The 25909-nt window shown below is 62.7% G+C and carries 18 protein-coding genes; 5 read left to right on the forward strand and 13 right to left on the reverse strand.

The annotated features are described in order from the left end of the window. Positions 1 to 19 precede the first annotated feature (19 nt). A complete protein-coding gene (locus tag AC07OP_RS09890) occupies positions 20 to 217 on the forward strand; it encodes a PA3496 family putative envelope integrity protein (RefSeq protein WP_074848013.1) in 198 nt (65 codons plus the stop codon). On the opposite strand, the gene AC07OP_RS09895 is transcribed toward AC07OP_RS09890, so the two are convergent. Continuing rightward, positions 147 to 1121 (reverse strand): LysR family transcriptional regulator, encoded by a 975-nt coding sequence (locus AC07OP_RS09895; protein WP_027608220.1) that lies wholly within the window; start codon positions 1119 to 1121, stop codon positions 147 to 149. The two genes, AC07OP_RS09890 and AC07OP_RS09895, sit on opposite strands and share 71 nt — an antisense overlap. A gap of 195 nt (positions 1122 to 1316) precedes the next feature. Here AC07OP_RS09895 and AC07OP_RS09900 point away from each other — a divergent pair, with 195 nt between their 5' ends. Both AC07OP_RS09900 and oadA read left to right on the forward strand, forming a co-directional pair. Further along, a complete protein-coding gene (locus AC07OP_RS09900; RefSeq protein WP_027608221.1) occupies positions 1317 to 2732 on the forward strand; it encodes an acetyl-CoA carboxylase biotin carboxylase subunit in 1416 nt (471 codons plus the stop codon). Between the two features lie 11 nt (positions 2733 to 2743). After that, positions 2744 to 4552: a sodium-extruding oxaloacetate decarboxylase subunit alpha gene (oadA, locus tag AC07OP_RS09905; protein WP_115485432.1), complete on the forward strand. Its 1809-nt coding sequence runs from the start codon at positions 2744 to 2746 to the stop codon at positions 4550 to 4552. Between the two features lie 83 nt (positions 4553 to 4635). Here oadA and AC07OP_RS09910 read toward each other — a convergent pair whose 3' ends face one another. The 3 genes from AC07OP_RS09910 to AC07OP_RS09920 form a co-directional block, all read right to left on the reverse strand. Then, a complete protein-coding gene (locus tag AC07OP_RS09910; protein ID WP_495100789.1) occupies positions 4636 to 5946 on the reverse strand; it encodes an autotransporter outer membrane beta-barrel domain-containing protein in 1311 nt (436 codons plus the stop codon). Between the two features lie 167 nt (positions 5947 to 6113). Further along, entirely contained in the window at positions 6114 to 6917 is an 804-nt protein-coding gene (locus AC07OP_RS09915) for an amino acid ABC transporter permease (RefSeq protein ID WP_495100790.1), read from the reverse strand. Next, positions 6914 to 7735 carry an ABC transporter substrate-binding protein gene (locus AC07OP_RS09920; protein WP_027608226.1) on the reverse strand — a complete coding sequence of 274 codons (822 nt, stop codon included), beginning with the start codon at positions 7733 to 7735 and terminating at the stop codon, positions 6914 to 6916. Before AC07OP_RS09920 ends, AC07OP_RS09915 begins: the two co-directional genes overlap by 4 nt. Positions 7736 to 7847: 112 nt before the next feature. On the opposite strand from AC07OP_RS09920, the gene AC07OP_RS09925 reads away from it, so the two are divergent. After that, complete coding sequence (locus AC07OP_RS09925) at positions 7848 to 8747, forward strand: homocysteine S-methyltransferase family protein (protein ID WP_027608227.1); 900 nt, start codon at positions 7848 to 7850, stop codon at positions 8745 to 8747. A gap of 3 nt (positions 8748 to 8750) precedes the next feature. Here the strand turns inward: AC07OP_RS09925 and AC07OP_RS09930 are convergent, their stop codons facing one another. The 3 genes from AC07OP_RS09930 to AC07OP_RS09940 are packed head-to-tail and all read right to left on the reverse strand — an operon-like array spanning position 8751 to position 10523. Further along, a complete protein-coding gene (locus tag AC07OP_RS09930; RefSeq protein ID WP_115485436.1) occupies positions 8751 to 9431 on the reverse strand; it encodes a GNAT family N-acetyltransferase in 681 nt (226 codons plus the stop codon). A gap of 10 nt (positions 9432 to 9441) precedes the next feature. Continuing rightward, entirely contained in the window at positions 9442 to 9888 is a 447-nt protein-coding gene (locus AC07OP_RS09935; RefSeq protein ID WP_495100791.1) for a GNAT family N-acetyltransferase, read from the reverse strand. Beyond that, the gene (locus AC07OP_RS09940) at positions 9885 to 10523 is read right to left on the reverse strand and encodes an FMN-binding negative transcriptional regulator (RefSeq protein ID WP_495100792.1); all 639 of its coding nucleotides are present in this window, start codon (positions 10521 to 10523) and stop codon (positions 9885 to 9887) included. Before AC07OP_RS09940 ends, AC07OP_RS09935 begins: the two co-directional genes overlap by 4 nt. A gap of 87 nt (positions 10524 to 10610) precedes the next feature. On the opposite strand from AC07OP_RS09940, the gene pdxR reads away from it, so the two are divergent. After that, positions 10611 to 12152, forward strand: a complete 1542-nt coding sequence (gene pdxR / locus AC07OP_RS09945) for a MocR-like pyridoxine biosynthesis transcription factor PdxR (RefSeq protein WP_495100793.1) — start codon at positions 10611 to 10613, stop codon at positions 12150 to 12152. A 3-nt stretch (positions 12153 to 12155) separates the two neighbouring features. Here the strand turns inward: pdxR and AC07OP_RS09950 are convergent, their stop codons facing one another. The 6 genes from AC07OP_RS09950 to AC07OP_RS09975 all read right to left on the reverse strand — a co-directional run bounded on the left by AC07OP_RS09950 (position 12156) and on the right by AC07OP_RS09975 (position 25839). Beyond that, entirely contained in the window at positions 12156 to 16769 is a 4614-nt protein-coding gene (locus AC07OP_RS09950) for a dermonecrotic toxin domain-containing protein (protein WP_495100794.1), read from the reverse strand. A 113-nt stretch (positions 16770 to 16882) separates the two neighbouring features. Next, positions 16883 to 17974: a polyamine ABC transporter substrate-binding protein gene (locus AC07OP_RS09955; protein WP_495100795.1), complete on the reverse strand. Its 1092-nt coding sequence runs from the start codon at positions 17972 to 17974 to the stop codon at positions 16883 to 16885. Further along, the gene (locus tag AC07OP_RS09960; protein ID WP_495100796.1) at positions 17974 to 19005 is read right to left on the reverse strand and encodes a histone deacetylase family protein; all 1032 of its coding nucleotides are present in this window, start codon (positions 19003 to 19005) and stop codon (positions 17974 to 17976) included. Before AC07OP_RS09960 ends, AC07OP_RS09955 begins: the two co-directional genes overlap by 1 nt. 142 nt (positions 19006 to 19147) lie before the next feature. Then, positions 19148 to 20140 (reverse strand): AraC family transcriptional regulator, encoded by a 993-nt coding sequence (locus AC07OP_RS09965; protein WP_495100797.1) that lies wholly within the window; start codon positions 20138 to 20140, stop codon positions 19148 to 19150. Positions 20141 to 20188: 48 nt separating this feature from the next. Further along, positions 20189 to 24745, reverse strand: a complete 4557-nt coding sequence (locus AC07OP_RS09970; RefSeq protein WP_495100798.1) for a hypothetical protein — start codon at positions 24743 to 24745, stop codon at positions 20189 to 20191. Positions 24746 to 24861: 116 nt separating this feature from the next. After that, the gene (locus AC07OP_RS09975; protein WP_092355926.1) at positions 24862 to 25839 is read right to left on the reverse strand and encodes an asparaginase; all 978 of its coding nucleotides are present in this window, start codon (positions 25837 to 25839) and stop codon (positions 24862 to 24864) included. Between the last annotated feature and the right edge of the window lie 70 nt (positions 25840 to 25909).

Consider the following 25909-nt stretch of genomic DNA (forward strand, 5'->3'; position numbering starts at 1 on the left):
TCGCATTGGGAGACTCCAAATGGCCCGGCCCTACGAAGACAGCAACAGCTCCGTCAAGACCCGTCGTCAACAGGAAGACCAGCGCCGCATGGCGTTCCGTCGCGCAATCGAAGACCGCTGCGACCAGCGCCAGCTGCAGCAGAGCATCAGTGACTACCCGGAACTCCACTGGCAGGCACCCGCGGCTGCCCAGCGAAACGTTCAGCCAACGCGCTGATCTGCACCCGTTCGCTGCGGATAAAGCCCAGGAACGCATGGGCCACCGGTGACAGGCGCTTGGCTTTGGCCTGTACCAGGCACCAGCTGCGGTACAGCGGCAGTTCTTCCACCGGCAGCTCCTTGAGTCCGCCGGTGGCCAGTTCCATATTGACCGCATGGCGCGTCAGCAAGGCCACGCCCAGCCCGGCGCATACGCATTCACGTTGCGCCTCGGCCGAGGCCACTTCCACCGTCTGGGTGAAGTGCACGCGTTTCTCCTTGAAATACTCCTCGCAGGCCAGTCGCGTGCCGGAGCCCGGTTCGCGCAGCAATAGCGTGTAGGGTTCCAGGTCCTGCAAACGCAACGGCCCTTGCAGGCTCAAAGGATGATCGGGTGGCGCCACGGCCACGATCGGGTTGTTGAGGAACGGCAGGAATTCCAGGCCCATGTCCTGGGGCACCATGGACATGATCACCAGGTCGTCACGGTTGTCGGAGAGGCGGCGGATCACCTGGGCGCGGTTGACCACCGTCAAGTGCAGTTGCACCTCGGGATGCTGACGTTTGAACGCCGCAAACAGGTGCGGCACGAAGTACTTGGCGCTGGATTCAATCGCGAGCTTCAGCTGGCCCTGCAACGAACCCTGCATGTCCGACAACTGCATATCGAGGTTTTCCAGGCGCCCGAAAATATCCCGGCTGGCCCGTTGCAGGGCTTCGGCCGCCTCCGTCATGTAGAGCTTTTTGCCGACATAATCGAACAGCGGCTGGCCGACCAGCTCTTCCAGCTGGCGAATTTGCAGGCTCACGGCCGGTTGGGTGAGAGACATTTCCTCGGCCGCGCGGCTGTAGGAACGCAAATCGCACACCTCATTGAAGATCTGCAATTGACGCAATGTCATACGCATCAATGACTTACGCATTAATCAAATCCTCTCGCTCCAGGTCGACCGGCCAACTATAAGTCTTTACTTATGAGCGACCCAATAATTATTGATTTTTGTTAATCCCTCCACGGGCTTAGTGTGTGGCTGCGACTGGCTTGAAACATTTAGTCACGCGCCGACCCGGCTCCAGCGGGTCGAAGAACGCAGCAATCGGCTCAAGGGAATTTCCAAGTGATAAAAAAGATCCTGATCGCCAACCGTGGTGAAATTGCCGTACGAATCGTGCGTGCCTGCGCCGAGATGGGCATTCGCTCGGTCGCGGTTTACTCGGACGCCGACCGCCATGCGTTGCACGTCAAGCGTGCCGACGAAGCCCACAGCATTGGCGCCGAGCCGCTGGCCGGCTACCTGAACCCGCGCAAGCTGGTGAACCTGGCGGTGGAAACCGGTTGCGATGCGCTGCACCCCGGCTACGGCTTCCTGTCGGAAAACGCCGAGCTGGCAGACATCTGCGCCGAACGTGGAATCAAATTCATCGGCCCTTCGGCTGAAGTGATTCGCCGCATGGGCGACAAGACCGAAGCCCGCCGCAGCATGATCAAGGCCGGTGTGCCGGTCACGCCCGGCACCGAAGGCAACGTCGCCGACATCACCGAGGCACTCACCGAAGGCGACCGCATTGGTTACCCGGTGATGCTCAAGGCCACCTCCGGTGGTGGCGGTCGCGGTATCCGCCGTTGCAACAGCCGCGAAGAACTCGAACAAGCCTTCCCCCGCGTGATCTCCGAAGCCACCAAGGCGTTCGGTTCGGCGGAAGTGTTCCTGGAAAAATGCATCGTCAATCCCAAGCACATCGAGGCGCAGATCCTCGGTGACAGCTTCGGCAACGTGGTGCATCTGTTCGAGCGCGACTGTTCGATCCAGCGCCGTAACCAGAAGCTCATCGAAATCGCCCCGAGCCCGCAGCTCACCCCGGAACAGCGCGCCTACATCGGCGACCTTTCGGTGCGTGCAGCCAAGGCCGTGGGCTACGAGAACGCCGGTACCGTGGAGTTCCTGCTCGCCGAGGGCGAGGTGTACTTCATGGAGATGAACACCCGGGTGCAGGTGGAACACACCATCACCGAAGAAATCACCGGGATCGACATTGTCCGCGAGCAGATCCGCATCGCCTCGGGCCTGCCGTTGTCGGTGAAACAGGAAGACATCCAGCACCGTGGCTTTGCGTTGCAGTTCCGCATCAACGCCGAAGACCCGAAGAACAACTTCCTCCCAAGCTTCGGCAAGATCACCCGTTACTACGCGCCCGGCGGCCCCGGCGTGCGTACCGACACGGCGATCTACACCGGCTACACCATCCCGCCGTTCTACGACTCCATGTGCCTGAAGCTGGTGGTCTGGGCGTTGACCTGGGAAGAAGCCATGGACCGCGGCCTGCGTGCCCTGGACGACATGCGCCTGCAAGGCGTGAAGACCACCGCCGCCTACTACCAGGAAATCCTGCGTAACCCGGAATTCCGCAGCGGCCAGTTCAACACCAGTTTTGTGGAAAGCCACCCTGAGCTGACCAACTACTCGATCAAGCGCAAACCCGAAGAGCTGGCCCTGGCCATCGCCGCCGCCATCGCCGCCCACGCAGGCCTGTGAGGAACATTCCAATGACTAAAAAGATCTTCGTAACCGACACCATCCTGCGCGACGCCCACCAATCGTTGCTGGCGACCCGCATGCGCACCGACGACATGCTGCCGATCTGCGACAAGCTCGACAAAGTCGGCTACTGGTCCCTGGAAGTCTGGGGCGGCGCGACCTTCGACGCCTGCGTACGCTTCCTCAAGGAAGACCCGTGGGAGCGCCTGCGCAAACTGCGTGCCGCGTTGCCTAACACGCGCCTGCAAATGCTCCTGCGCGGCCAGAACCTGCTGGGCTACCGCCATTACAGCGACGACGTGGTCAAGGCCTTCGTGGCCAAGGCTGCCGTCAACGGTATCGACGTATTCCGCATCTTCGATGCCATGAACGACGTGCGTAACCTGCGTGTGGCCATCGAAGCGGTCAAAGCCGCCGGCAAACACGCCCAGGGCACCATCGCCTACACCACCAGCCCGGTGCACACCGTCGAGGCCTTCGTGGCCCAGGCCAAGCAGCTGGAGTCCATGGGGTGCGACTCGATCGCGATCAAGGACATGGCCGGCCTGCTGACGCCGTACGCCACCGGTGAACTGGTCAAGGCGCTGAAAGCCGAGCAGAGCCTGCCGATCTTTATCCACTCCCACGACACCGCCGGCTTGGCCGCGATGTGCCAACTCAAGGCGATCGAAAACGGTGCCGACCATATCGACACCGCGATCTCCAGCTTCGCCTGGGGCACCAGCCACCCGGGCACCGAGTCTATGGTCGCCGCCCTTAAAGGCAGCGAATTCGATACCGGTCTCGACCTGGAACTGCTGCAAGAGATCGGCCTGTACTTCTATGCCGTGCGCAAGAAGTACCACCAGTTCGAAAGCGAATTCACCGCCGTCGACACCCGTGTGCAAGTCAACCAGGTGCCGGGCGGGATGATTTCCAACCTGGCCAACCAGTTGAAAGAGCAGGGCGCTCTGAACCGCATGAGCGAAGTGCTGGCTGAAATTCCACGGGTGCGTGAAGACCTCGGCTTCCCGCCGCTGGTGACCCCGACTTCGCAGATCGTCGGCACCCAGGCGTTCTTCAACGTGCTGGCCGGTGAGCGCTACAAGACCATCACCAACGAAGTGAAGTTGTACCTGCAAGGCGGCTACGGCAAGGCGCCGGGCACGGTGAACGAGAAGTTGCGTCGCCAGGCCATCGGCAGCGAAGACGTGATCGACGTGCGCCCAGCCGACCTGCTCAAGCCGGAGATGACCAAGCTGCGCGGCGAAATCGGCGCCTTGGCCAAGTCCGAAGAAGACGTGCTGACCTACGCTATGTTCCCGGACATCGGGCGCAAGTTCCTCGAGGAACGCGACGCCGGCACCCTGACACCTGAGGTACTGCTGCCTATCCCTGAAGCCGGCGGTGTGGCCCGTGCCGGTGGTGAAGGCGTGCCGACCGAGTTCGTCATTGACGTGCACGGCGAAAGCTACCGCGTGGACATCACCGGTGTCGGTGTGAAAGCCGAAGGCAAGCGCCATTTCTACCTGTCCATCGACGGCATGCCGGAAGAAGTAGTGTTCGAACCGCTCAACGAATTCGTCGGCGGCGGCAGCAGCAAGCGCAAGCAGGCCAGCGAGCCGGGGCATGTCAGCACGGCGATGCCGGGCAATATCGTCGATGTGCTGGTCAAGGAAGGCGACGTGGTCAAGGCCGGCCAGGCCGTGCTGATCACCGAAGCGATGAAAATGGAAACCGAAGTTCAGGCTGCGATTGCCGGCAAGGTGACCGCCGTTCATGTGGCCAAGGGCGACCGGGTGAACCCTGGCGAAATCCTGATTGAAATCGAAGGCTGATCCAGCCTTCGACACGACCGTTTAATCCTCGGGGGGGCAGGTGCTCCCCTTTTTTTTGCCTGATGATCAGGCTACCTCATGGCTCAGAACGCTATCGCCCACTGGCCCATCACCCCTTGACTGCGGCTGTGGCTACCGAACTCGGCGGAATAGGTCAGGCCCACGCTGTGTGTGTCCGACAGCGCCATGTCCAGGCCGGTACGCAGCGCCAGGCTGTTACGGTCCAGTGAGGTGCCGCCGATGGTGAACGAGCTGTCGAAGTCCTCGCGTTTTTCCCAGGCGAAGGACTGGCGCACCCGGCTGCCGATGTCGCCATACAGATGTTTCCAGCTGGTGCTCAGGTGCGGTTTGAGCGTCATTTGGTTGCCCAATGCAACGTCGCGGGTCAAACGCAGGCCGAAGGTACTGCTGAAGTTTTGCTGGGTCTGTGCACCAACGTCCAGCGCGCTATCGCCACCCTTCTCCACGAAGCGGTCGCGCTGATAACGCTGGAAACCCAGTGCGGCAAAGGGCTGGGCGCGTAAGCCACCTGTATGAAACTGATAGCCCAGTTCGGCGAAAGCATTTTGGCTCCGCGCTGTGTACTTGCCCGTGAGATGTTCGCGGTAATTGATGAAGTCGAAATCGACATTGCGTTGATTCTGCCCGCTATGCCTGCTGTAGAGCGCACCCAGGCGCAGTGCCAGCGGCCCGTCCTGGCGCACCGCATAAGCGCCCAGATGCCAGCTGTCCAGTTCGCCTTTGAAACGTTTGGCGCTCAGGTCACTGCCCGACTTTCCGCCCACTACGCCGAGCCGCCACGCGTTGTCGGCCGACCAGTCGGCGCCCAGCAGCAAGCCTTGGCTGCGTTGCTTCAAACCAACGCTTGCGTGTTGAGCATCCAGCGTGCCGGCGCCGCCCAAGGCTTGGAGCCATACACGGCTGCCCTCATCGGTGTCGTTATCCAGCTGACGTATTGCCGACAGCAGGCTGGCGTTCAATTGTTTCATGCTGTTTTGGGTGGCGCTGCCCAGGTTGGCGTTCTGGCTACCCGCCAATTGCTCCAGCACCGCACCCAATCGCCCTGGCTCCAGGCTGCCCAGGTACTCGCCGTATTGCTCAAGTCGGTATTTTTCCCACTCGTTCAGTTCGTCCGACGCCAGCAGGTCATCCACCGCGGCGTCGAGCACACGGGCGACGCTAAGGCCATTGCGGCTGGTGGCATGGTCAGCGAAGTAGAAGTTATCGGGCGCGGGCAGGGCCGGTTCATGAGGGCTTTTCTCGCTGTGCTCCGCGAGCGGATCGAACCATTCGCTGTCTGGCTCCATGTCGCCCCGTGCCTGTGCGTATTGAGCGCAGGTGGCCCCCAGCGCGAGGGTGATGGCGAGTACGAGTTGTTTCTGAATGAGCGGCATGTAAACCCACCTCTTGATGTATGAGGCGGGGAATTTAGCGGGGCACTCGGGGGATAACTGTCAGGCCAGGCAGTGCTCGTTTGCGGGAGATGTCTCTAGCCTGATGCGGAAAAGAATGCCACAGGATTGGCGCACTAAGGTGGCGGTCGATTGTTACTTGACTGACCTCACCCTCGCCTTACATACCCCTTGCCAAAATGGCGTTCCATCCGTGCCTGGATCAGTTCCAGCCCGAGGGACAGGACCCAATAGATGATTGCCGCGGTGCTCAGCATCTCGATGTAGCGATAACTGGAGCGCCCGTAGGATTGCGCCAGGAACATCACTTCCCACACGCCCATCACCGAGATCAGCGACGAGTCCTTGAGCATGGAGATGAACTGGTTGGTCGCCGGCGGGACGATGGTGCGCATGGCCTGGGGCAGGGTGACGTGCCAGAAGATCGTACTGTCGCGCATGCCCAGAGCCAATGCGGCTTCCCGTTGCCCATGAGGGACGCCCAGGATGCCGGCGCGGAAGATTTCGCTCAGGTACGCGCCGTAGTTCAGCGACAGCGCGATGATCCCCGCGACGATGGCGCCCGGCACCAGCCCCAGCTGCGGCAGGCCCAGATAGATCAGCAGGATCTGGATCAGCAACGGCGTGCCACGGAAAAACGATGCGTAGAAGCTGGCGATACCAAAGGCCACGGCACTTTTGGACAGGCGCCCGAGCGCGGTGATAAAGCCCAGCACCGACGAGGCGGCAATCGCACACAGGCACAGGAACAGCGTCAGCGCTGCGCCTTGCAGGAAGCCATTGGGTGCCAGGTGCAGGCCGACCAGGTTGGGCAGCTTGTCGAGAATGATCGAGAACTTCAGGTCAAAGCTCAGGAAGAAACTGGCAAACAGGGCGAACAGCGCCGCCCAGGTCAGGTAAAGCCGCGTGCGAAAGCCCAGCAGGGCGCGCGCAGGTTTTGGGGGAACACTCATTGGCTGATATCGGCACCGATCCATTTTTGCGACAGTTTGCTCAGGGTGCCGTCCTGTTTCAACTGGGCAAATACCTCACGCACCTTGGCGTCCCACTGGGCGTCGCCTTTTTCGATGGCGACCGAATTGGGTTCGGCGTACAGCGGCGTGCCGGCGAGCTTGAAGCGTTTGTCTTCGTTCAGGCGCGGCTGGGCGGTGACCAGGTTGGTGAGGATTGCATCCAGGCGTACACCGGCGCCCAGGCCAAGGTCCTGGAAGGCGACGTTATCGGTGTCGTACGGGGCGATCTGCACGTTCTCGAACGGGTACTGCAACTGGGTGTCCTCGGCGCCTTCGATCACCAGGTTCTTGTTCAGGTAGCTCTCGTAGCTGGAGGCGCTGGTGAGGCCGACTTTCTTGCCGCTCAGGTCCTTGGCGCCGTGGATGCTGTCATCCTTGGCATTGACCACGATCACGGCAGGGGAGGCGTAATACTCCACCGGGAAGTCGAAGACCTCGGCGCGGGCCTTGCTCGGGGTCATCGAGCAGATGCAGATGTCATAGCGACCGCTCCAGCGGCCGGCGGCGATCACGTCCCACGACGGCGTTTCCAGGCGCAGTTTCACACCGAGCTTTTGCGCGACAGCCTTGGCCACATCGACATCGAAGCCGTCGAGCTGGTTTTGCTCGTTGAGGAACGAGAACGGCGGGTAGCTTTCCATCAGCACGCCCACCAGTTCTTTTTTCTTCTCAACCCGGTCCAGGGTCGCGCCGCCAAAGGCTTGGGTGGAGGCAGCCAGTATCGTCAGGCCCAAGGCCAATAGCGGTTTAAGTTTCAAGGAGGCACCTGAATAAAAAAGAGGTTGTTATGAACCGAACGGAACGTATTAAATAGTTATAAGAACGACTCTCATAGTGAGTTATTTTCATAAGCTTATGAGTAAAAAGCATATGGGCGCAGTAAGCACAGTAATTCTGGACGGCGGCATGGGCCGTGAACTGCAACGCCGCGGTGCGCCCTTCAGGCAGCCGGAGTGGTCCGCGCTGGCATTGAGCGAAGCACCGCAGGCGGTGGAGGCGGTGCATGCGGCCTATATCGACAGTGGCGCCAACGTGATTACCAGCAACAGCTATGCGGTGGTGCCGTTCCATATCGGCGAGGCGCGCTTTGCTGCCGAAGGCCAGGCCCTGGCGGCGCTGGCGGGTGAATTGGCCAGACGGGCGGTGCAGGCTTCGGGCAAGGCCGTGCGTGTGGCCGGCTCGTTGCCGCCGTTGTTTGGTTCGTATCGGCCTGATCTGTTCGAGCCGCAGCGCGTGTCTGAGCTGTTGACGCCACTGGTGCAGGGCCTGGCACCCCATGTCGATCTGTGGCTGGCGGAGACCCAGAGCTCAATCGTCGAAGCGCGGGCGATTCATGCGGGTCTGCCGAAGGATGGCAAGCCGTTCTGGCTGTCTTTCACCTTGAAAGACGAAGACACCGACGAAGTACCGCGCCTGCGTTCCGGCGAGCCGGTGGCGGATGCGGCCGAAGCGGCGGCGCAGTTGGGTGTGCAAGTGTTGCTGTTCAATTGCAGCCAGCCGGAAGTGATCGGCGCGGCGATCGATGCCGCACGTCAAACCTTCGAGCGGCTGGGTGTGGCGATTCAGATCGGCGCCTACGCCAACGCCTTCCCGCCCCAGCCCAAGGAAGCCACGGCCAACGACGGCCTGGACCCCTTGCGCGAGGATCTCGACCCACCGGGCTACCTGCAGTGGGCCGCGGACTGGAAAAAGCGCGGTGCCAGCCACTTGGGCGGGTGCTGCGGGATCGGGCCGGAGCATATTGCGGTGCTGGCCCAGAAGCTGGGGTAAGCCTTAAAGCGCCTGGCGGCGACACTCCGCCAGGCCCTTCAACTGCCCGGAACCTGCCTGGTTCGCCTCCGACAACCACGCCTCAAACCCCGCGCCCACCGTCGGCCATTCCGAATCCAAAATCGAATACCACGCCGTATCGCGGTTCTGCCCCTTCACCACCATATGCTGGCGGAACACCCCTTCAAAGCTGAACCCCAACCGCTCCGCCGCATATTTGGAGCGGGCGTTGCCGTTGTTGCACTTCCACTCCAGGCGGCGGTAGCCCTGTTCGAACGCGTATTTGGCCAAGAGATACACCGCCTCGGTGCTTTTGGGTGAGCGCTGCATCGGCGCGCCGAAGGTGACATGCCCGATTTCGATACGGCCCTGGGCCGGGACGATGGACATCAGGCTGAGGATGCCCTGCACCTGGCCGGACGCACGGTCGACCACGCTGAAGAAATACGGGTCGCTGTTCGCCGCATGGTTGTTCAACCACGCATCAAACGCGGCGCGTTCGGCAAACGGGCCGTAAGGCAGGTAATCCCATAACTTGGGGTCGGCGCCGGGGCCTTCGAGGGCTTGCCACAGCTGGTCGGCGTGGCGGGCCGGGTCGAGTTTTTCCAGGCGGATAAAGCGCCCTTCGAGCAGTTGCGCGGTAGGCGCCGGGACGCCTTTCCAGTCGGCGAGGGAAGTGGACATGCTGCGCTCCTTAAAGACCTTTGCGAAATTGAATGAAGCCAGGGCGTTCGGCGATGCGCTCGTAGAGCTGGATCGCGGTGGCATTGGTCTCGTGGGTCAGCCAGTGCACCTTGCAACAGCCGTCGGCCTTGGCAGTGGCGTAGACGAACTCGATCAGTTTACGGCCGACACCGGTGCCGCGCTGGGCCGGGTCCACCAGCAGGTCCTGCAGGTAGCAGGAGTTTTCGATGCTCCAGTTGGAGCGATGGTAGATGAAGTTGACCATGCCCACCGCCTTGCCATCCTGCCAGGCCAGCGCGGAGTGGGTCGGCTCATGGGCATCGATCAGGCGCTGCCAGGTGCTGTGGCTGACGGCGTCCGGCAGTTCGGTGTTGTAGAACGTCAAGTACGCCTGCCACAGCGGCAGCCAGGCGGCGTGGTCGGCCGCGGTGACCTGGCGGATGTCGATCTGGCTCATTCTGAAACTCCTTGGGGAACAAAGCGCGCGAGGGTCTGGTCGCGTATATCGGCGCTGGCGGCCAGGCCGTCGCGCACACCGGCGATGTCGGCCGCGCTGCGGTTCTGGCTGAGCTTGCGTTTGCCGATCAGACGCTCGATCGGCAGGCTGAAGCCGACGATGGCCTTCAGCATGCCGTCAATGTAGTCGGCCGGGGCGTCGCTGACTTTCCAGGGCTGGGCGCGATTGCCCTCGTGGCGGTCAGTGAGGGCGCTGACCACGCCGAGCAGGCGCTCGGCATCGGTAAACACCTCGGCCTTGCCATAGGCATGCACCGCGATGTAATTCCAGGTGGGCACCACTTTGCCGTGCTCAGCCTTGGCCGGGTAAAACGCCGGACTGATGTAGGCCTCGGCGCCGGCAAAGATCACCAGGGCTTCGCTGCCGTTTTGCAGTTCGCGCCACTGCGGATTGGCCTTGGCCAGGTGCCCGTACAGCGTGCCATTGGGGCCTTCGTCGGGGTTGAGCAGCAGCGGCAAGTGGCTGGCCTGAAGGCCTTGTTCGCCAAAGGTCACCAGCTGCGCCAGGCGCGTGTGCTGGATCAGTTGCTGGAGTTCGGGCAAGTCTTCAAGGGCAAAGGCGCGAGGTGTGTACATGAATATTTTCCTTGGCGAATACCTCCATCCTAGGCAGGCTAATGGTCTGTTGTAAGAGCCATCTAAGGCCAATTTCATAGGTCCAATATGTCGCCCTCATCGCCGCCCCTGTCATTCAACCCTGCCGGAATTGAGCTGGATCGCCGCCAGGGCCTCACCCGCCAATTGTATGAAGCTCTGCGCCAGCGCGTGCTGGACGGACGCTTGATCAGTGGCACGCGCTTGCCCGCCAGTCGTGACCTGGCGGCGGCCTTGGCGATTTCTCGCAACAGCGTAGTGCGCGCCTACGATCAGCTGTACGCCGAAGGATTTATCGAAGGCCGTGTCGGCGATGGCACCTATGTGGCCCAACTGCCGAGCGCGAAAAAATTATCCACAAAAGTGTCCACAGGGTTATCAACAAGCTTATCCCCAGCCTTATCCACAAAATGGGCAGATTTGCCGGAAAGCCTCGACAACGAAGTTATCCACAGTGCGGGCCTGGCACGGGTGAAAAACAACCATCTGTCCCAGCCTCCCTCGGGACCGCCACGGGCGTTTCGTGTGGGCGTACCGGCGTTCGATCTGTTTCCGTTTGAGGTCTGGGCCAAGCTGAACGGGGCGTTCTGGCGCAAGCCGGACCTTGAGCAGCTGTGTTATGGCGACCCGGCGGGTGATGGTCGGCTGCGCGGTTTGATCGCCGCCTACCTGCGCAGCTCACGGGGCATGCAGTGCACGGCTGAGCAAATAGTGATCACCTGTGGCGCACAACAGGCAATCAGCCTTTGTGCACAGCTGCTGATAGAGCCCGGTGACGGGGTGGCGGTGGAAAACCCGGGCTACCGTGCAGCCGGCCACGCCTTCGCCCTGGCCGGTGCGAACCTGCATGGCGTGCCGGTGGACACTGACGGAATCGACTGCCAAACCCTCAATCGCCTGGAAGATTGCCGCCTGACGTATGTCACTCCCTCCCACCAATACCCGCTGGGCGTGGTGATGAGCCTGGCGCGGCGCCTGGAGTTGCTGGCCTGGGCCGAGCGCACCGGCGGTTGGATCGTGGAGGACGACTATGACGGCGAATACCGCTACAGCGGCGCACCCCTGGCGCCCCTGGCCGCGCTCGACCGCAGCGGCCGCGTGCTGTACGTCGGCACCTTCGGCAAGGTCGCATTCCCGGCCTTGCGCCTGGGCTATCTGGTGTTGCCGCCAGGCCTGGTCGATGCCTTCTCACGGCGCCGTGCGGTTGATATGCGCCACTCGGAAGTCAGTACCCAGGCGGTGATGGCCGAGTTTATGGCGGCCGGACACTTCCAGCGGCATATCCGCCGGATGCGGCGCGCGGCATTGAGCCGGCGCAATGCCTTGCTCGCCGGGTGGCCGCGCGGTCTGCCGGGGGTGGGCGAGTTGCCCGTTATCGCCGCAGGGCTGCACATGACCGTGCGCGTGGACAGCCTGGCCCGCGAGCAACAGCTGCTTGAGCAGGCCCGTGCCGTGGGCGTCGAAGTCAATGGTTTAAGCAGTTACTGGCTGGCGCACTCCACCACTGCGGTAGACCAGCGTGCCGGCCTGGTGCTGGGGTTTGCCGCCGTACCCGAGGCGGCCGTTGCCGAGGCCCTGGCAACGTTGCGCAGGGCCTGGCAGCACGATTGACGGTCAGGCCTGGAAAAACAACGAACGGGCCAGGGTCGGGCTGATTTCACTGCGATAAATCGCGATCTGGTCACGGTCGCTCAAGCCCGTGCGGTGCACAGCGCCCCCCAGCTTCTGCTGGTCGCGGGTCTTGAGGTGGCCGGCGGTGTAGTGCTCCAGCGCCGCCTGGGGAGACTCATAGTGAAAGTGCGCATACCAGAGCACCGCATGGGTCTGGTGGTCACGCACCTCGTATTCGTCCAGGTAGTTTTTGCCGGGGCCCTTGAGCCGCCGCCGCGTGACCACTTTGGCGATTTTCACCAGGCCTTGGCTGTGCAGCCACTCCACCCGTGCCGCCGTGGGTGGTTGTTGTTTGGTCATGCTGATGCGAGTGCTTGTGCCCAGTTCGTATAGCCGTTGTGCGGCGTCATTGAGGCGACGGTTGAGGGCGGCGGCGGGCGGGCGGTCGCTTTCCGTGAGGTTGAGCCGGGTCAGCGCCTCTTCGATCGTGGCCATTGCGTGTTCCAGGCGTGCGGCGTACTGGTGGAACATCTCTTCGATTTCCACCGGAATACGCCCGGCTTTCTTCGCGTGGTCCAGGGTGCGCAGGGTGGCGGCGGGCTCTTCATTCAGCAGGCTCTGGGCGGTGTCGATGCTGGTGCCCAGGTCGATCACCTGGGGCTCTCGGGGGCTTGAGGGTGTGCTCTGGCGTTCAACCCAGACCCCAGGGGTTTTTTCGTGGAAGGTCGCGATGAGCTTGCCCGTCACCGGGGCCTTGACGTCCACCAGGCCGCTTTCGGCTTCACGGGGCTCGCCCACCACCACCCCGTTGAAGCGTGTCTTGATGACTTTGCGCTTGGGTGTCGAGGGGGCTTTTGATGGGCCAGGCTTGGGCTCCAGGGCTTTTCGTTGCCTGATCAACAGCGCCAGCTCATGCACCGCCTGTTGGTTGAATTCATCGATGCGTTGGCGCAGGTTCTCCAGGGGGTCTCGCTGCACCTGTTCCGGGTGTTCGGCGTGCAGGTCCAGCAGGCGTTGGTCGACAATCGCGAACTGGTCGACGAGGCTGTTGAGCACTTCAATACGCTCGTGCAGGTCGCTGATGCTGGTTTCCACCAGGGCCTCGATCCACGTCTGCACCGTGAGATCGGCGGTATCCACGATGTCATTGAGTTGCGCACGGGCGTCGGTGAAGGCCTCCCCGCTGCCTTCGCCAATACACAGGTAGCGGCTGAGGGTGAGTTGCATGGCCTTGAGGTCGTGCAGCTTGAAGTCGGGCAGGGCCTGCACGCTGGTCTGGATGACCTTGGCACCCTCTATGCCCAGGCTTTCCAATTGGCGATAACGCGATTGCGCATACTCCATACGGTTGATCATATCCAGGTTCAGCTTCGCCATCGTCTGTGCGATCTCGTTACGCTGCTTGATGTCCAGGGCGGTGACGGCTTCCATGTCTTCCACCGACACCAGCAACTTGTCGCGAAAGACCGGCAAGCGTTCCGCGATGGCCGAGCGGGTCAGCAGCAGTTGTTTGTTCAGGTAGTCGATCATCGAACTCTGGTAGTTGGGTACCGAATCGATGACATTCAGCGAACGTAACTGGCGAATGGGCACGTCATAGTCGGCCAGGCGGCTGTCGACCTTGTCGAGGAACGCCTGGCGCTGGCGATCGGAGGAGGGCCCGGGCACCGGGTCTATCGCGGCGTGGGCCTGGGCGACTTCAGCTTGCCCGCGCCGTTCGTCAGCATCGAATTGGTTGAGTTTCTGCCGGAGGTCGGTGATCCGCGAAGGTACCTTGCCGCGAGCCGATTGCCGGCGATTCCTGAAACCGGCACCGCGCAGGCGCAGGCGAGTGTCGACAAACCATTGCCCGGCCAGGTTGCTCACCAGCAGCGGGCCGACGTGAGTGGGGCGGCCCGGATCGACGATCATGACATTGTCGTGCTCATCCACCGCCACCTCGAACCAGCGTGCGCCCACCGGCGCGTACCATTTATCGGCAAGCGCATAGAGATGCAGGTGCGGCCCTGTTTCCTTGACGGCTTCCCCCAGCCCGTCGGGCCTGGCCACTTTGAGGCGGTCCAGTGTGGCCCCCAGGCTTGTCGGAGAACGTTGGAGTGCGCCGCTGTTGTACAGCGGGCCTTGATGGCGAGCGGGCGGTTCGGCGTCGGGCAAGTCGGGGCGGCGCATCACGGGGATCCGGTGCTCCGGCGGCAGTCTGGTTTCAGGCGCCTGGGTCGGGGTGGCTTCATGTTTCGGCAGCGTGGCCTTGGGCGTCTTTCGCAGCGGCGGATGGCGCAGGGCGACGTGCAGCACCAGGGCCATGCCCAGGTTGAGCAGCAGATCCACCTGGGCTGTCCAGGACACCTGCCCGTCAGGCTCCGGCTCCGCCTGGGCGGTCGCCTGCAGGTCGTCCATGATTTGCCAGATCCAGGCCGCGATGCCCACGGTGCGGCCCATGAATGGCAAGGCCGCGCTGAAAATCAGCCAGCCGGCTTCTCGATAGCTTGCCCAGCGTTTCTGGGCGTTAGACACCGATTGCCGCGTCGCCAATTCAACCATCGCGTTGGCGTTGTCCCTGAACAGCATCGCCAGGCTGTCGTTGCCCACCACCTCATCGCTCAAGGCCAGGGGGCCGCTCATTTGCACCACCACGTGCGGCTCCACCAACCCGCGCACCACGGTCCACGGCGAAGGTAATGCGGCAGGGAAGACATACTGCTCGTAGTTGAAGCGCACATCTTCGGCCAGCCAGGCCAACACCGAGTCGCGCAGGGTGCGGTGATGCTTGATGGCATACAACAGGTTTTGCCGTGACGGGTACTGGATCAGCACCGGCTCCAGCAGTGGGCGGTACAACAGGCAAGGGCCTTGGGTGTGGTCGCGGGGGCCGATCACAAACATATTCGCCACCCCGTCCTGCGCCTGGCTGGTGCGCAGGGTGGGAATGAACGCCAGGCGCCGGATAACGATCTCTTGCCCCTCGACCTGCCGTTCATGGGCGTGTGCCTGCACCGCGGCAGCGATATAGCGATAACCGCGATCATCGATCCCGTGCAGGCCCTGGATTTTCCACTGCAAGGCCAGCAGTGGCATTTGCACCCGCAAGTGCGAGGTGTAGAGAGTTTGCCGAAGCCTCGATTGAACGGGGTCGTCGAGCAGGGTGTGTTTGATCAGCGTCGGGTAACGCTCACCGATGTCGAGGGTTTCGATCACGTCCTTGAGGTAGCTGTACGTCAGCCATTGCGGCCCCTCGCCGCCGTTGTAGTGCACGCTGGGCGTACCGGTGGGCAGCCCGGTGAGGTTTTCCAGGGCCAGGTCGATCAGGCTGCGCCGGGTGATGTCACTGGTTCCGGGCAGCACGAAGGTGCCCCAGACCACCGGGCTTTCGATGCTGATCTCTATCTTGTCCAGGTTCAGGCTCGCGCCATTTGCATGGGCCTTGATCCGGTTTTGCAGTTGCTGCCGGGCGTAGTCGCGGATCGGCGGGATACCGTCCTGGAAAGACTGGCCGTGGTTGTGGGTATGCAGTTCGGCCAGTTCGATCACGTAACGGCTGTAGGTCGATACGTCCAGGTCCGAGGCATTGGCAAGCCAGTCGGGAAGTTGCTCGTGGATCTGGTGGATGCTCGACAATGAGTGATCGCTCAAGTCTTCAATCACCGGCAGGATGCGCGCGACGGCCTGGCCAGTGACGGCAGCCGTGGCGGGGGCTTCAAGGTCGGCGGAGCCAATTGACCCGATGGCCTGCAATTGCAGGGCGATCAGGTTGCACGCCAGGCTGTCGAAAAAATCCCCGGCGGGTTCGTACAATCGCCATTGCACGGTTACCTCCCCATCAGCTTGAGTCAGTGCCGCGGGCAAGGCTTCGCCGAGCTTTTGCAGTGACTCGAATTTCTCGTAGCCGTTGATCAGCGAATACGTCAGGACCCGCTGGCGTTGCTCATGTACCCCGATCAGCACCGCGATATCCGACAGGCCGACGTGAGTGGAGCGGTTGTTTTTAAGGCCATCTATATCGATCAGGTAAGCGTGTGTCTGGAATGTGTCGAAGTTCCGACGCTTGGCCCGGTCCGGAAAGTGGAACAACGTCCTGGCCATGGCGCAATCGTGTTCATCCCAGCCGTCCTGCGCGGTGACGTTCCAGACTTTGCGCAGGGAATGGGAGAGCGTTTGCCAGCGTGGGCCCGCCAGGCCGTTGGAAGCGTTCCAGTAATCAAGTTGCTGCTCCTGGAAGGCGGTAAAGATCAGCGCCGCCAGCTCATTGATCAGCCGCGCAATGGCATCGATCTGCACCGGCAGGTGCACGGCGGGCTTGGCCTCGGGCTCCAGGGTGAGGAAGTGTTCGCCGTCGATATAGATCACCGGCTCGGGCGCCAGGGCCTGGTTGGCCAGCACCGAGGTCAGCGATTGCGCGATGGCGGGTGCGGATTGGATGACATCGCCAACGATGCGCCAGCGCGGCGTGATGACCATGGCCAGGTCAGGGTCGATAGCGAGTGTCGGGTATTGCTCCATGAGGGACGAACGCAACAGGTTGGCGGCGACGTCGCGGATCGACGGGCCGACGCTCAGTTGCGTCAGCAGCTCATAGCTGCTGGGCGGGCGATTGTTGCTAGGGGGTGAATCGTTGGGCATCTGCAGCTCCTTGGCCTGGGTCGGCATGAAGAGCTGCAAGGTAATTGGCGCTGCGGCCGGGCGGTCGGTAGATAAGTCATCGTGGCCGGGAAGCACTTCCCGGTCACGTTTGCTCAGGTCCCGGACTTGATCCTGGACCAGGCGCGGGTCCTGGCGCGTTCGGCGTCGCGTCCCAGGGGTTTCAAGGTATAGAGCGTGGCCATCGCGGCTTCGGTGGGGTACAGGTTGGGGTTGTTGCGGATCGCCGGGTCCACCTGCCCGGTAGCGTCTTTGTTCGGGTTGGGGTAGCCGACAAAATCGCTGATCGGCGCAATGACGTGCGGTTGCAGCAGGTAGTTGATGAAGGTGTAGGCGTCCTGGGGATTCTTCGCGCCCTTGGGAATGGCGAGCATGTCGAACCAGATCGGCGCGCCCTCCTTGGGCAGGCGCATGTCGACGATCACGCCGTTCCTGGCCTCCTTGGCGCGATTGGCGGCCTGGGAGAAGCTGCCGGAGTAGCCGACGGCGACGCAGATGTCGCCGTTGGCAATATCGGCCATGTACTTGGAGGAGTGGAAGTAGGTGATGTACGGGCGGATTTTCAGCAGCAAGGCTTCGGCTTTTTCATAGTCCTTGGGGTTGTTGCTGTTGGGGTCCAGGCCCAGGTGCTGCAAGGCCAGGGGCAGGATCTCCGAGGGTGAATCCAGCAGCGCCACGCCGCATTGCTTGAGCTTGCTGATGTTCTCCTCCTTGAAGATCAGGTCCCAGCTGTCCACCGGTGCATTGGCGCCGAGTGCGGCCTTGACCTTGTCGGGGTTGAAGCCGATCAGGATGGTGCCGTACATGTAGGGCACGGCGAATTTGTTGCCCGGGTCGTTGGCCTCGATCAGCTTCATCAACTTGGGATCGAGGTGGTTCCAGTTCGGCAACTGGCTGCGGTCCAGGGCCTGGAACACACCGGCCTCGATCTGTTTGGCCAGGAACACATTGGATGGCACCACCACGTCATAGCCGGAATTGCCGGTGAGCAGCTTGGCTTCCAGGGCTTCGTTGGTGTCGAAGATGTCGTAGACCAACTTGATCGACGGGTTTTGAGCCTTGAAGTCGTCCAGGGCCTTGGGGGTGATGTAGTCGAACCAGTTGTAGACCCGCAGGGTTTTTTCTTCAGCGTGGGCGGCGGTGCTTAATACGGCGGCGCAGAGCACAAGCGACTTGAGCATATTCATCAGGCAGTCCCCTCAAAACCTTCGAGCACGTTGACGGCATTGATGCCGATTTCTTCTACCGCGTAGCCGCCTTCCATCACGAACAGCGTCGGCTTGCCCAGGCGGGCGATACGCTTGCCCATGGCCAGGTAGTCGGGGCTGTCGAGCTTGAACTGCGAGATGGGGTCGTCCTTGAACGTATCGACGCCCAGGGACACCACAATGACGTCGGCGCCGTAGCCCTCAATCGCCTGGCAAGCCTGTTCCAGTGCGGCGCACCAGGTGTCCCAGCCCGAACCGGCCGGCAACGGATAGTTGAAGTTGAAACCCTCTCCGGCCCCGTCGCCCAGCTCATCGGCATAGCCGAGGAAAAACGGAAACTCGGCTTCCGGGTGCCCGTGGATCGAGGTGAACAGCACATCGCTACGCTCGTAGAAAATCGATTGGGTGCCGTTACCGTGGTGGTAATCCACATCGAGGATCGCAACCTTCCTGTGGCCCTGATCGAGAAATGCCTGGGCGGCGATGGCGGCGTTATTGAGGTAGCAATAACCGCCCATCAAGTCGCCGGCGGCGTGGTGTCCCGGTGGTCGGCACAGCGCGAAGGCACTGTGGGCGCCTTGCTGGATCGCCTGTTGCGCAGTCAGCGCCACCTGCGCCGCACTGTAGGCTGCCTGCCAGGTGCCGGCGGTAATCGGCGCGCCGCCGTCGAAGCTGTAGTAACCCAACTGGCCGTGCAGGCTGGTGGGCAAGACGGCGCGCAGGGTGCGGGCGGGCCAGGTATAGGGCAGCAGGTCGCCGTCCTGGCCGAACTCGACCCAACGGGCCCAGGCACCTTTGAAAAAATCCAGGTACTCGCGGCTGTGGATGCGTTGCAAGGGGGCCAGGCCAAAGTCCTGCGGCGCTTGCACCGGGCCGAGCTGGCGGTCCTTGACCCGCTGCAGCACATGGTCGGCGCGGGCGGGCATTTCGAAGCAGGGCATCAATTGCCCGTCCATCAATTCACAACGGCCGTGGTGCAGATGATGATCGTCCGAATAGATCGTCAGCATTGTTGTTGTTCTCCGCAGGCTGCTTGGGATGCCTTGCAGTGTTGCGGCGTGGGCAGGTTTGGAGAACGGCAGGAGCGGCCAAAAGGGGATAAATATGGCCAAAGCCTGTGTCCGTTATTCGCCCCATGTGGGGGCACGCGACTCAAGCGCGGAACTGACTCGGTGCCACGCCGCTCCAGCGTACGAAGGCGTGCCTGAAACTTGCGGTTTCACTGAAGCCCAACTGCTCGGCGATGCGATAGATCGGCAGTTGGTCCTCGCCCAGCAACTGCTTGGCCCGCTCGAAGCGTAACTCGTCCAGCAGTTCCTGATAGCTGCAACCCAGGTCATGCAGATGCCGGCGCAAGGTGCGCGGCGAACAGTTCATCTGCCCGGCCAGGCCATCGATGCCGGGGGCGGCGTTCAGTTGGGCGGCCAGCAATTGGCGTACCCGGCCGAGCCAGGCCTGGCGCCCGGTGAATTCGGTGTTCTGTTTGCGGCAGCGCTCGGCCATGGCGCGGTGGGTGATGGGGTCGGCCAGCGGCAACGGCTGATCGAGCCAGTGCCGGTCGAAAGCGAAGGCATTGGCGCTGGCGGCAAAGGCAAGAGGGCAATCGAAGTGCTCGGCATAGCGTGCGCGGTAGTCGGGGGCGCGGTGTTCGAAACGTGCACCGAGCAACGGCAGGGCATGGCCCAGCAGATCGTCACAGATGACCTTCAACGACACCAGGCAGAACTCGACATTGAAGGTGGCCAGCGCCGGGTTTTCCCGATACCCGTCGGCGGTGAACCAGATGCGCTGGCCGTCGTCTTCCAGGCTCAGCTCGAAAAGTGTTCCCAACAGCGCCGGATAGCGCAGGGCCAGGCGCAAAGCGTCACCGAAGGTGGCACTGGTCAGCAGCGCGTAGCCGAGCATGCCGTAGGAGGACACGTGCATGCGCCGGCCCAACTCCAGGCCGATATCGCGGCGCAGGGCCACGGCATTGGCACATACGCGCATCTCCTGGTTGGTGGTGATGCGCGTGTCGGCGCGGTTCAGGTCGGCGCCGCAGATACCGCTGCCGGCCAGCAGCACGTCGCGGCTCACGCCCTCGGCCCTGAAGGTGTCGAGTACCAGGGAGACGGCGTTGAGCGTAGTCAGGTGCGAGTGCAGCATGGGGGAGTCCTGCCAGGGTTTGCCCAGAGGCAGCAAGGAGTGTGCCGCTTACTTGTGGTCAAAAAATAGCCGTTTGGCCGCCTCCAGGCTGATCTCGCTGCGGTAATAGTCGATTTGCTGCTGCTCGTTCAGGCCTTTGACCGAGTCGGCCGCCGAGCCTTGTCGATATTCATGGGTGGTCTTCAATCGTGCGCTCAGGTAGGCCTTGGCAGGCGTCCAGTCGGTCGAATAATGAAAGTGCGCGTACCAGAGCACTTGATGGGTCGCGCGCTCGGTGATGATGTATTCGTCCAGGTAGTCCGGTGTGCTGCTTTTGAGCCGGCGACGCCTCACGGATTTCTTAATGACGATCTCGTCGCGCTCACTCAGCCATTCGACGCCTTTGGTGGTTGGGGGGTGCTGTTTGATCATGCGCGTCATGCTCTCGGACGCGCGCCGGTACAGGTCCTGTGCCGCGTCGTTGAGCTGCTTGCCAAGGGCGGTTGCCGATTGGGTTTGATCCGCTGTGATGGTGCTGTCGGCCAGGGCCTGCTCGATGTGCCGGCTGGTTTCTTCCAGCAGCAACGCGTGACGGTGGTACAGGTATTCGATACCGACGGCGGTGCGCCCGGCTTGGCGTGTTTGCTCGATGGCCCGTTGCCTGAACGCGGGCAAACCGTCCAGCAGCGTGCGGCCCTGTCCGAGGCTGGACTGAAGCTCGGGCACCGCCTGCTCGGTGTGTGCAGGGCTCAGCCGTTGCACCCAGACGTTGGGGCTTTTCTCATGGAAGGTGGCAATGACCTGCCGGGTCAGCGGTGACTTGATATCCACCAGGTCGGTTTCAAGGCCGACCGCCGTCAGGCGGGGCTCGCCGATCATCACGCCGTTGTAACGGGTATGGATGAATTTCTTCAAGGGCTTGGGGGGCGTCGGTGGAGGGGTGGGTCGGTTGCGCAGGATGTCCCGCTCAGCGTGCAGCTGGGACAGATGGGTCAAGGCCTGCCTGGAGAAATCCTTGACCTGTTTGCGCAGGCGTTCCAGCGGGGAGAGGTGGGTCAGGCTGGAAAACTCCTGGGAGAAGTCCTCCAGGCGTTCGTCAAGGACCTTGAATTGTTCGATCAGGCTGCTCAGGGATTCAATGCGTTCGTCCAGCCGCGCCTCGCTGCGTTCGTTGAGGGTGTCGCGCAGGGCCTGGACCGACAGATCGGCGTTGTCGACAATCTCATTGAGGCTGGCCCAGGCCTGGGGTGCACGGGTCGCGCTGTCCTCCGGCAGGCACAACCTGCGCGCCAGGGTTATCTGCAGGGCCTTGAGGTCGATACTGGTGTAGGCCGGCAGTTTTTTCCTGGCGCTCTGGATCAACTGCACGCCCTCCTTGGCCAGGGCCTTGAGTTGAGTGAAGCGCGCATGGGTGTAGTCCAGGCGCGTGATCATGTCTTCACTCATCTCGGTCATTTGTCGCGCGTCTTCGACGTACCGCGTCGGGTGCCGGGTGTCGGGGTGTTCGAGCTGGTCAAGCACGACCCTGAGCTGGGGGGTGAAGGTGGTCTGGGCCTCCCTGATCGCGGCTTCGGTAAGCTCCAGTTGCGCTCTTATATAACCCAGGGCTTTTTGCTGATAGTCGGGGACCGGGGTGAACACACTCAGGGTCTTGAGGTGTTGCAGTGCCGCTTCGTAATCCGCGCTTTGCTGGTCGAGGGTGTCCATGTAGTGCTGGCGTTTGACTTCTGCAGCGTTACCGGAGACGTCGGTCATGGCCTGGCGGGCCTGTTGCAGTGCTCTTTGTGCGGTCTTCTTGGCGTTTTCGAAGGCCTCGAGCTTGGCCCGTACTTCGGCGGCCTTGAGGGTCGCTTCCGCTTCGGCTCTGTTGAGCATGCGCTTGGGGCCGCCGCCGCGCAGGCGCAGGCGGGTGTCGACGAACCATTGGCCGGCGGCGTTGTGAATCAGCGGCGGTCCGGTTCGATCCGGCTGCCGAGGGTCGATGATGACCACGTTGCCCTCGTCGTCCGCGCTCACTTCAAACCAGCGCTCGCCGACCTGTGCGTAGAAACGCTCGGCGACGCGGGTCAGGTGGCGGGTGGGCCCCGGGCGGGTGTCGACGCTGCTCGCTGCGCCAGGCTGGCTGACTTTGAAACGATCCAGCACCCGCCCCAGGGTGGCGGCCGACCGATTGAGCGCGCCGCTGGTATGCAGCAGTGGAGTGTGACCCGGTGGGCTTTCATTGCCGGCGATGGCGCCCAGCTGTTTGATCTCGACCCGCTGACCTGCCGAGGGCTCGGCCGGCCTGGATTCCCTCTCGGGCCGAGCGCCGCGGGGACGCAGGCGCGTGCTGATATGCAGGGTAATCGCCATCGACAGGTTCAGCAGCACGTCGGTGAAAGTGGTCCATTGGACCGCGGTGTCATCCTGCTCCGTGGCCCCGACAAACTGTTGCAACTGATCGACGATCTGCCAGATCCACAGGCCTGTCGCCACGCTGGGGCTGGTAAAGGGCAGCGCGGCATTGAGGAGCGTCCAGCCTGTTTGCTTGAGGGTCGCCCAGCGGTTCTCGGTATTGGAGGTCGACTGGCGGTCTGCCAGCTTGACCAGGGCCTGGGCGTTGGCTTCAAACAGCCCGGCGAGCAGGTCACCCTTGAGTGGGTCTTTGCCCAGGCCGATGGGGCCGCTCATGGTTTCCAGTGTCGAGGCGTCCACCAGAAAATCGGCGACGGCCCAGGGAGAAGGCAATTCTCCCGGGAACACATAGTTGGCGTAAGCATCGCGCGCGCTGTCCGGCAACCAGGCCAGCACCGAACGGCGCAGGTCGGGGGACTGTGCAATGGCGTACATCAGGTTGGCCGGGGACGGGTATTGCACCAGGGCCGGCGTGAACAGCGGTCGATAGAGCAGGCAGGGGCCGGTGGCGGGATCTTGCGGGCCGATGACGTACATGTTTTCGACCTCATCGGCAGTGGCGTCGTCCCGCCGTTGCGGGATGAACGCCAGAGGCCGCATGACGATGGTCTGCCCGTCTACCGTGTGATCCGAGGCCTCGGCTTGCATCAGGGCGGCGACGTATCGATAGCCGCGGTCATCGATGCCATCCTGTTGCTGAATCTTGCCCTGCAGGGCCAGCAACGGCAGCTGGATGCGCAGGTGCTGGATGTAGAGGTTCTTTCGCGATGAGGCCTCGCGAGGGATTTCCAGCAGCTTGCTTTTGATCAGCGCCGGGTAGTTCCGGCCGATGTCCACCCGGGAAATGAGGCTCTCGATGTACTCGACGGTCAGCCAGTCCGGCAGATTTTGGCCGTTATGCAGCTGCAAGGTCTTGTTGCCGACCGGGATGGCGATCAGGTTGTGCAGCGCCAGTTCGGCGAGGTTGAAGGTGGTGGTCTCGGTCATGCCGGGCACCGTGAAAGTCCCCCACACCACCGGCTGCTGGACTTTCAGGGTGAGCGTATCCAAGGCCAGGGCACCGGCTTGCGGATGGTCCTTGAGGATTTCCGCCTTGAGGTGATTGAGCGCGTACTGCTCGATGGGCGGGATATCGTCCTGATACGACTTGCCGCCGGTGCTGCTGTTCAGGGACGCGAGGTCCTTGAGATGCCGCGCATAGAAGTTCAGGTCGGACGTCGACGCCTCTTGCAGCCAGCCCGGCAGCGCCTGCTGGTACCACTCGCGGCCGGGGCCGGTGGCCAACTCGGTGGCACCGGGTGGTGGCGCCGTGTCCGGGTGGCGCACGCCGGAGAAGTCCAGGCTGCCGATGGCCTCGACCTGCAAGGCAATCAGGCTGCAGGCCTGGTGATCGAAAAAATTGCCGTCAGGTTCGAACAGGCGCCATTGCAACTGTGTGCGGGGTGCCGAGGTGTCCAGGCGGGCGGGCAGGCTTTGGCCCAGCTGTGCCAGGGACGTGAACTTCTCATAGCCCTTGAGCAGCGAGTGGGTGAGGATGACGTCTCGCCCGGCCTGCCTGCCGATCAGGACCGACAGCGCGAGCCGGTTGAGGTGGGTCACCTGCGCGCCGTCGACCTGATCGATATCGAGCAGGTAGGCGTGGCTGGTGTATGGGTCGTTGAGCCGTCGCACATCGTAGGTGGGCGCGTGAAACAACTGGCGTGCCATGGCGCAGTCGCTTTCGTTCCAGCCCGGTGCCTGCCGGACATTCCACACCCCGCGCAATGAGTTGGACAGCTGATGCCAATGGGGGCCGCTGCCGTTGCTTTTATTCCAGAACGCCAGCTGTTGCTCCTGCCAGGCCGCCAGCATGACGGGGGCCAGGGTATTGAGCAGATGGGCGATGTCACCGATGCGCACCGGCAAATGGGTTGGCGGCTCGGTGAGCGGTTGCTGGGTCAGGAAGTGTTCGCCTTCGATGTACAGGGTCGGTTCGCCGAGCACGGCCTGATCGGTCAGGCTGTCGCTCAGTGTGCGGTAGGCGGTGGTAGTGGCGCAGGCCTGTTCGTCGATGATCTTCCAGCCGGGGGTGCCGATCAGGCAGATATCGGGGTCGATTTCCAGTGTGGGGTAGCGGGCCTGCAGTGCCTGGCGCAACAACACCGCCGCCACTTCCCTGAACGACGGGCCTGTTAACAGTTGGGTGAGCAATTCCAGTGGCTGTTGTGAAGCGATTGAGATGGGCGTGGTCATGGGGCATCCCTGTCTTGCCGGTTGATGGGAACGGCCCGAGGTGTTCGCTCGGGTGTTCCATGCTAGGGGCCGGCCAGCCAGGGAAGGGGGTGACTATCTACAGTGCGGCGGTGGGATCAGCTCAGTTCGCCGCACAGGTCCAGCTCTACCAGTCGCCGGACTTCGGCGATGGACAGCCCGGCCCCGAGCAACGCGTTGAGCTTGCCGAATACCGCTTCACGGGTCATGCCGCCACCTGACAACACGCCCACGCCGCGCAGGCGGCTGCCGGCTTCGTACACATCCAGTTCCACGCCGCCTTCATGGCATTGGGTGATTGCCACGACCACGATGCCGTTTTCTTCGGCGCGCTGGAGGCTGGCAAGAAACTCAGGGTTATCGCTGGGCCCGGTGCCGCTGCCGAAGCATTCCAGCACCAGTGCCTGGATGCCGCTGCCGAGCAATGCGTCCAATGGTGCTGCGGCGATGCCCGGTACCAGCGGCAATACACCGACATTGGCCAGGGCCTTCGGTTGGCGGTAATCCAGCGCGGCGGGCAGCGCTTCGGCCTTGGCCACACCGCCGTTGCGCTGCAGCGCGGCGAACGGATGGCGACCAAAGCTGCGGATCTTCGCGCAGCGGGTCGGGGCCATCAGCGCGCCGTGGAAGTACAGGTGCACGCCGGGCGCCAGGCCCTCGCCCAACGCCAGCAGGGCTCCGCTGACGTTTTCCCAGGCATCGCTGTCGGGTACGCCGGCAGGCAACATCGAGCCGGTGAACACCACCGGCGCCGGCAAGCCCAACAGCTGGAAGCTCATCGCCGCCGCGCTGTAGGCCAGGGTGTCGGTGCCGTGCAGGATCAGCACGGCATCGCAACCGTCATCCACGGCCTCGACCACGGCGGTGCGCAGGCGCTGCCAGTAGGCGGGGGTCATGTTGGCGCTGTCGATCAGCGGGGACATTTCCCGGAAGCGCCAGGCGGGTACCGACACGTTGGCGAGCTGTTCGCGCATGCGCGCTTCAAAACCGGATGCGGGGGCCAGGCCATTGGCGCTGGCCTGCATGCCGATGGTGCCACCGGTGTAGAGCACCATGAGATTATTGGCTGGGGACATCGAAGATTCTCCTGAACGAAAAACGCCGCCGGGCCCCGAGCATGCCCAAGGCCGGGCGGCGTGTCATCTG

This window comes from Pseudomonas sp. GW821-FHT09D08 (genome assembly GCF_059416305.1).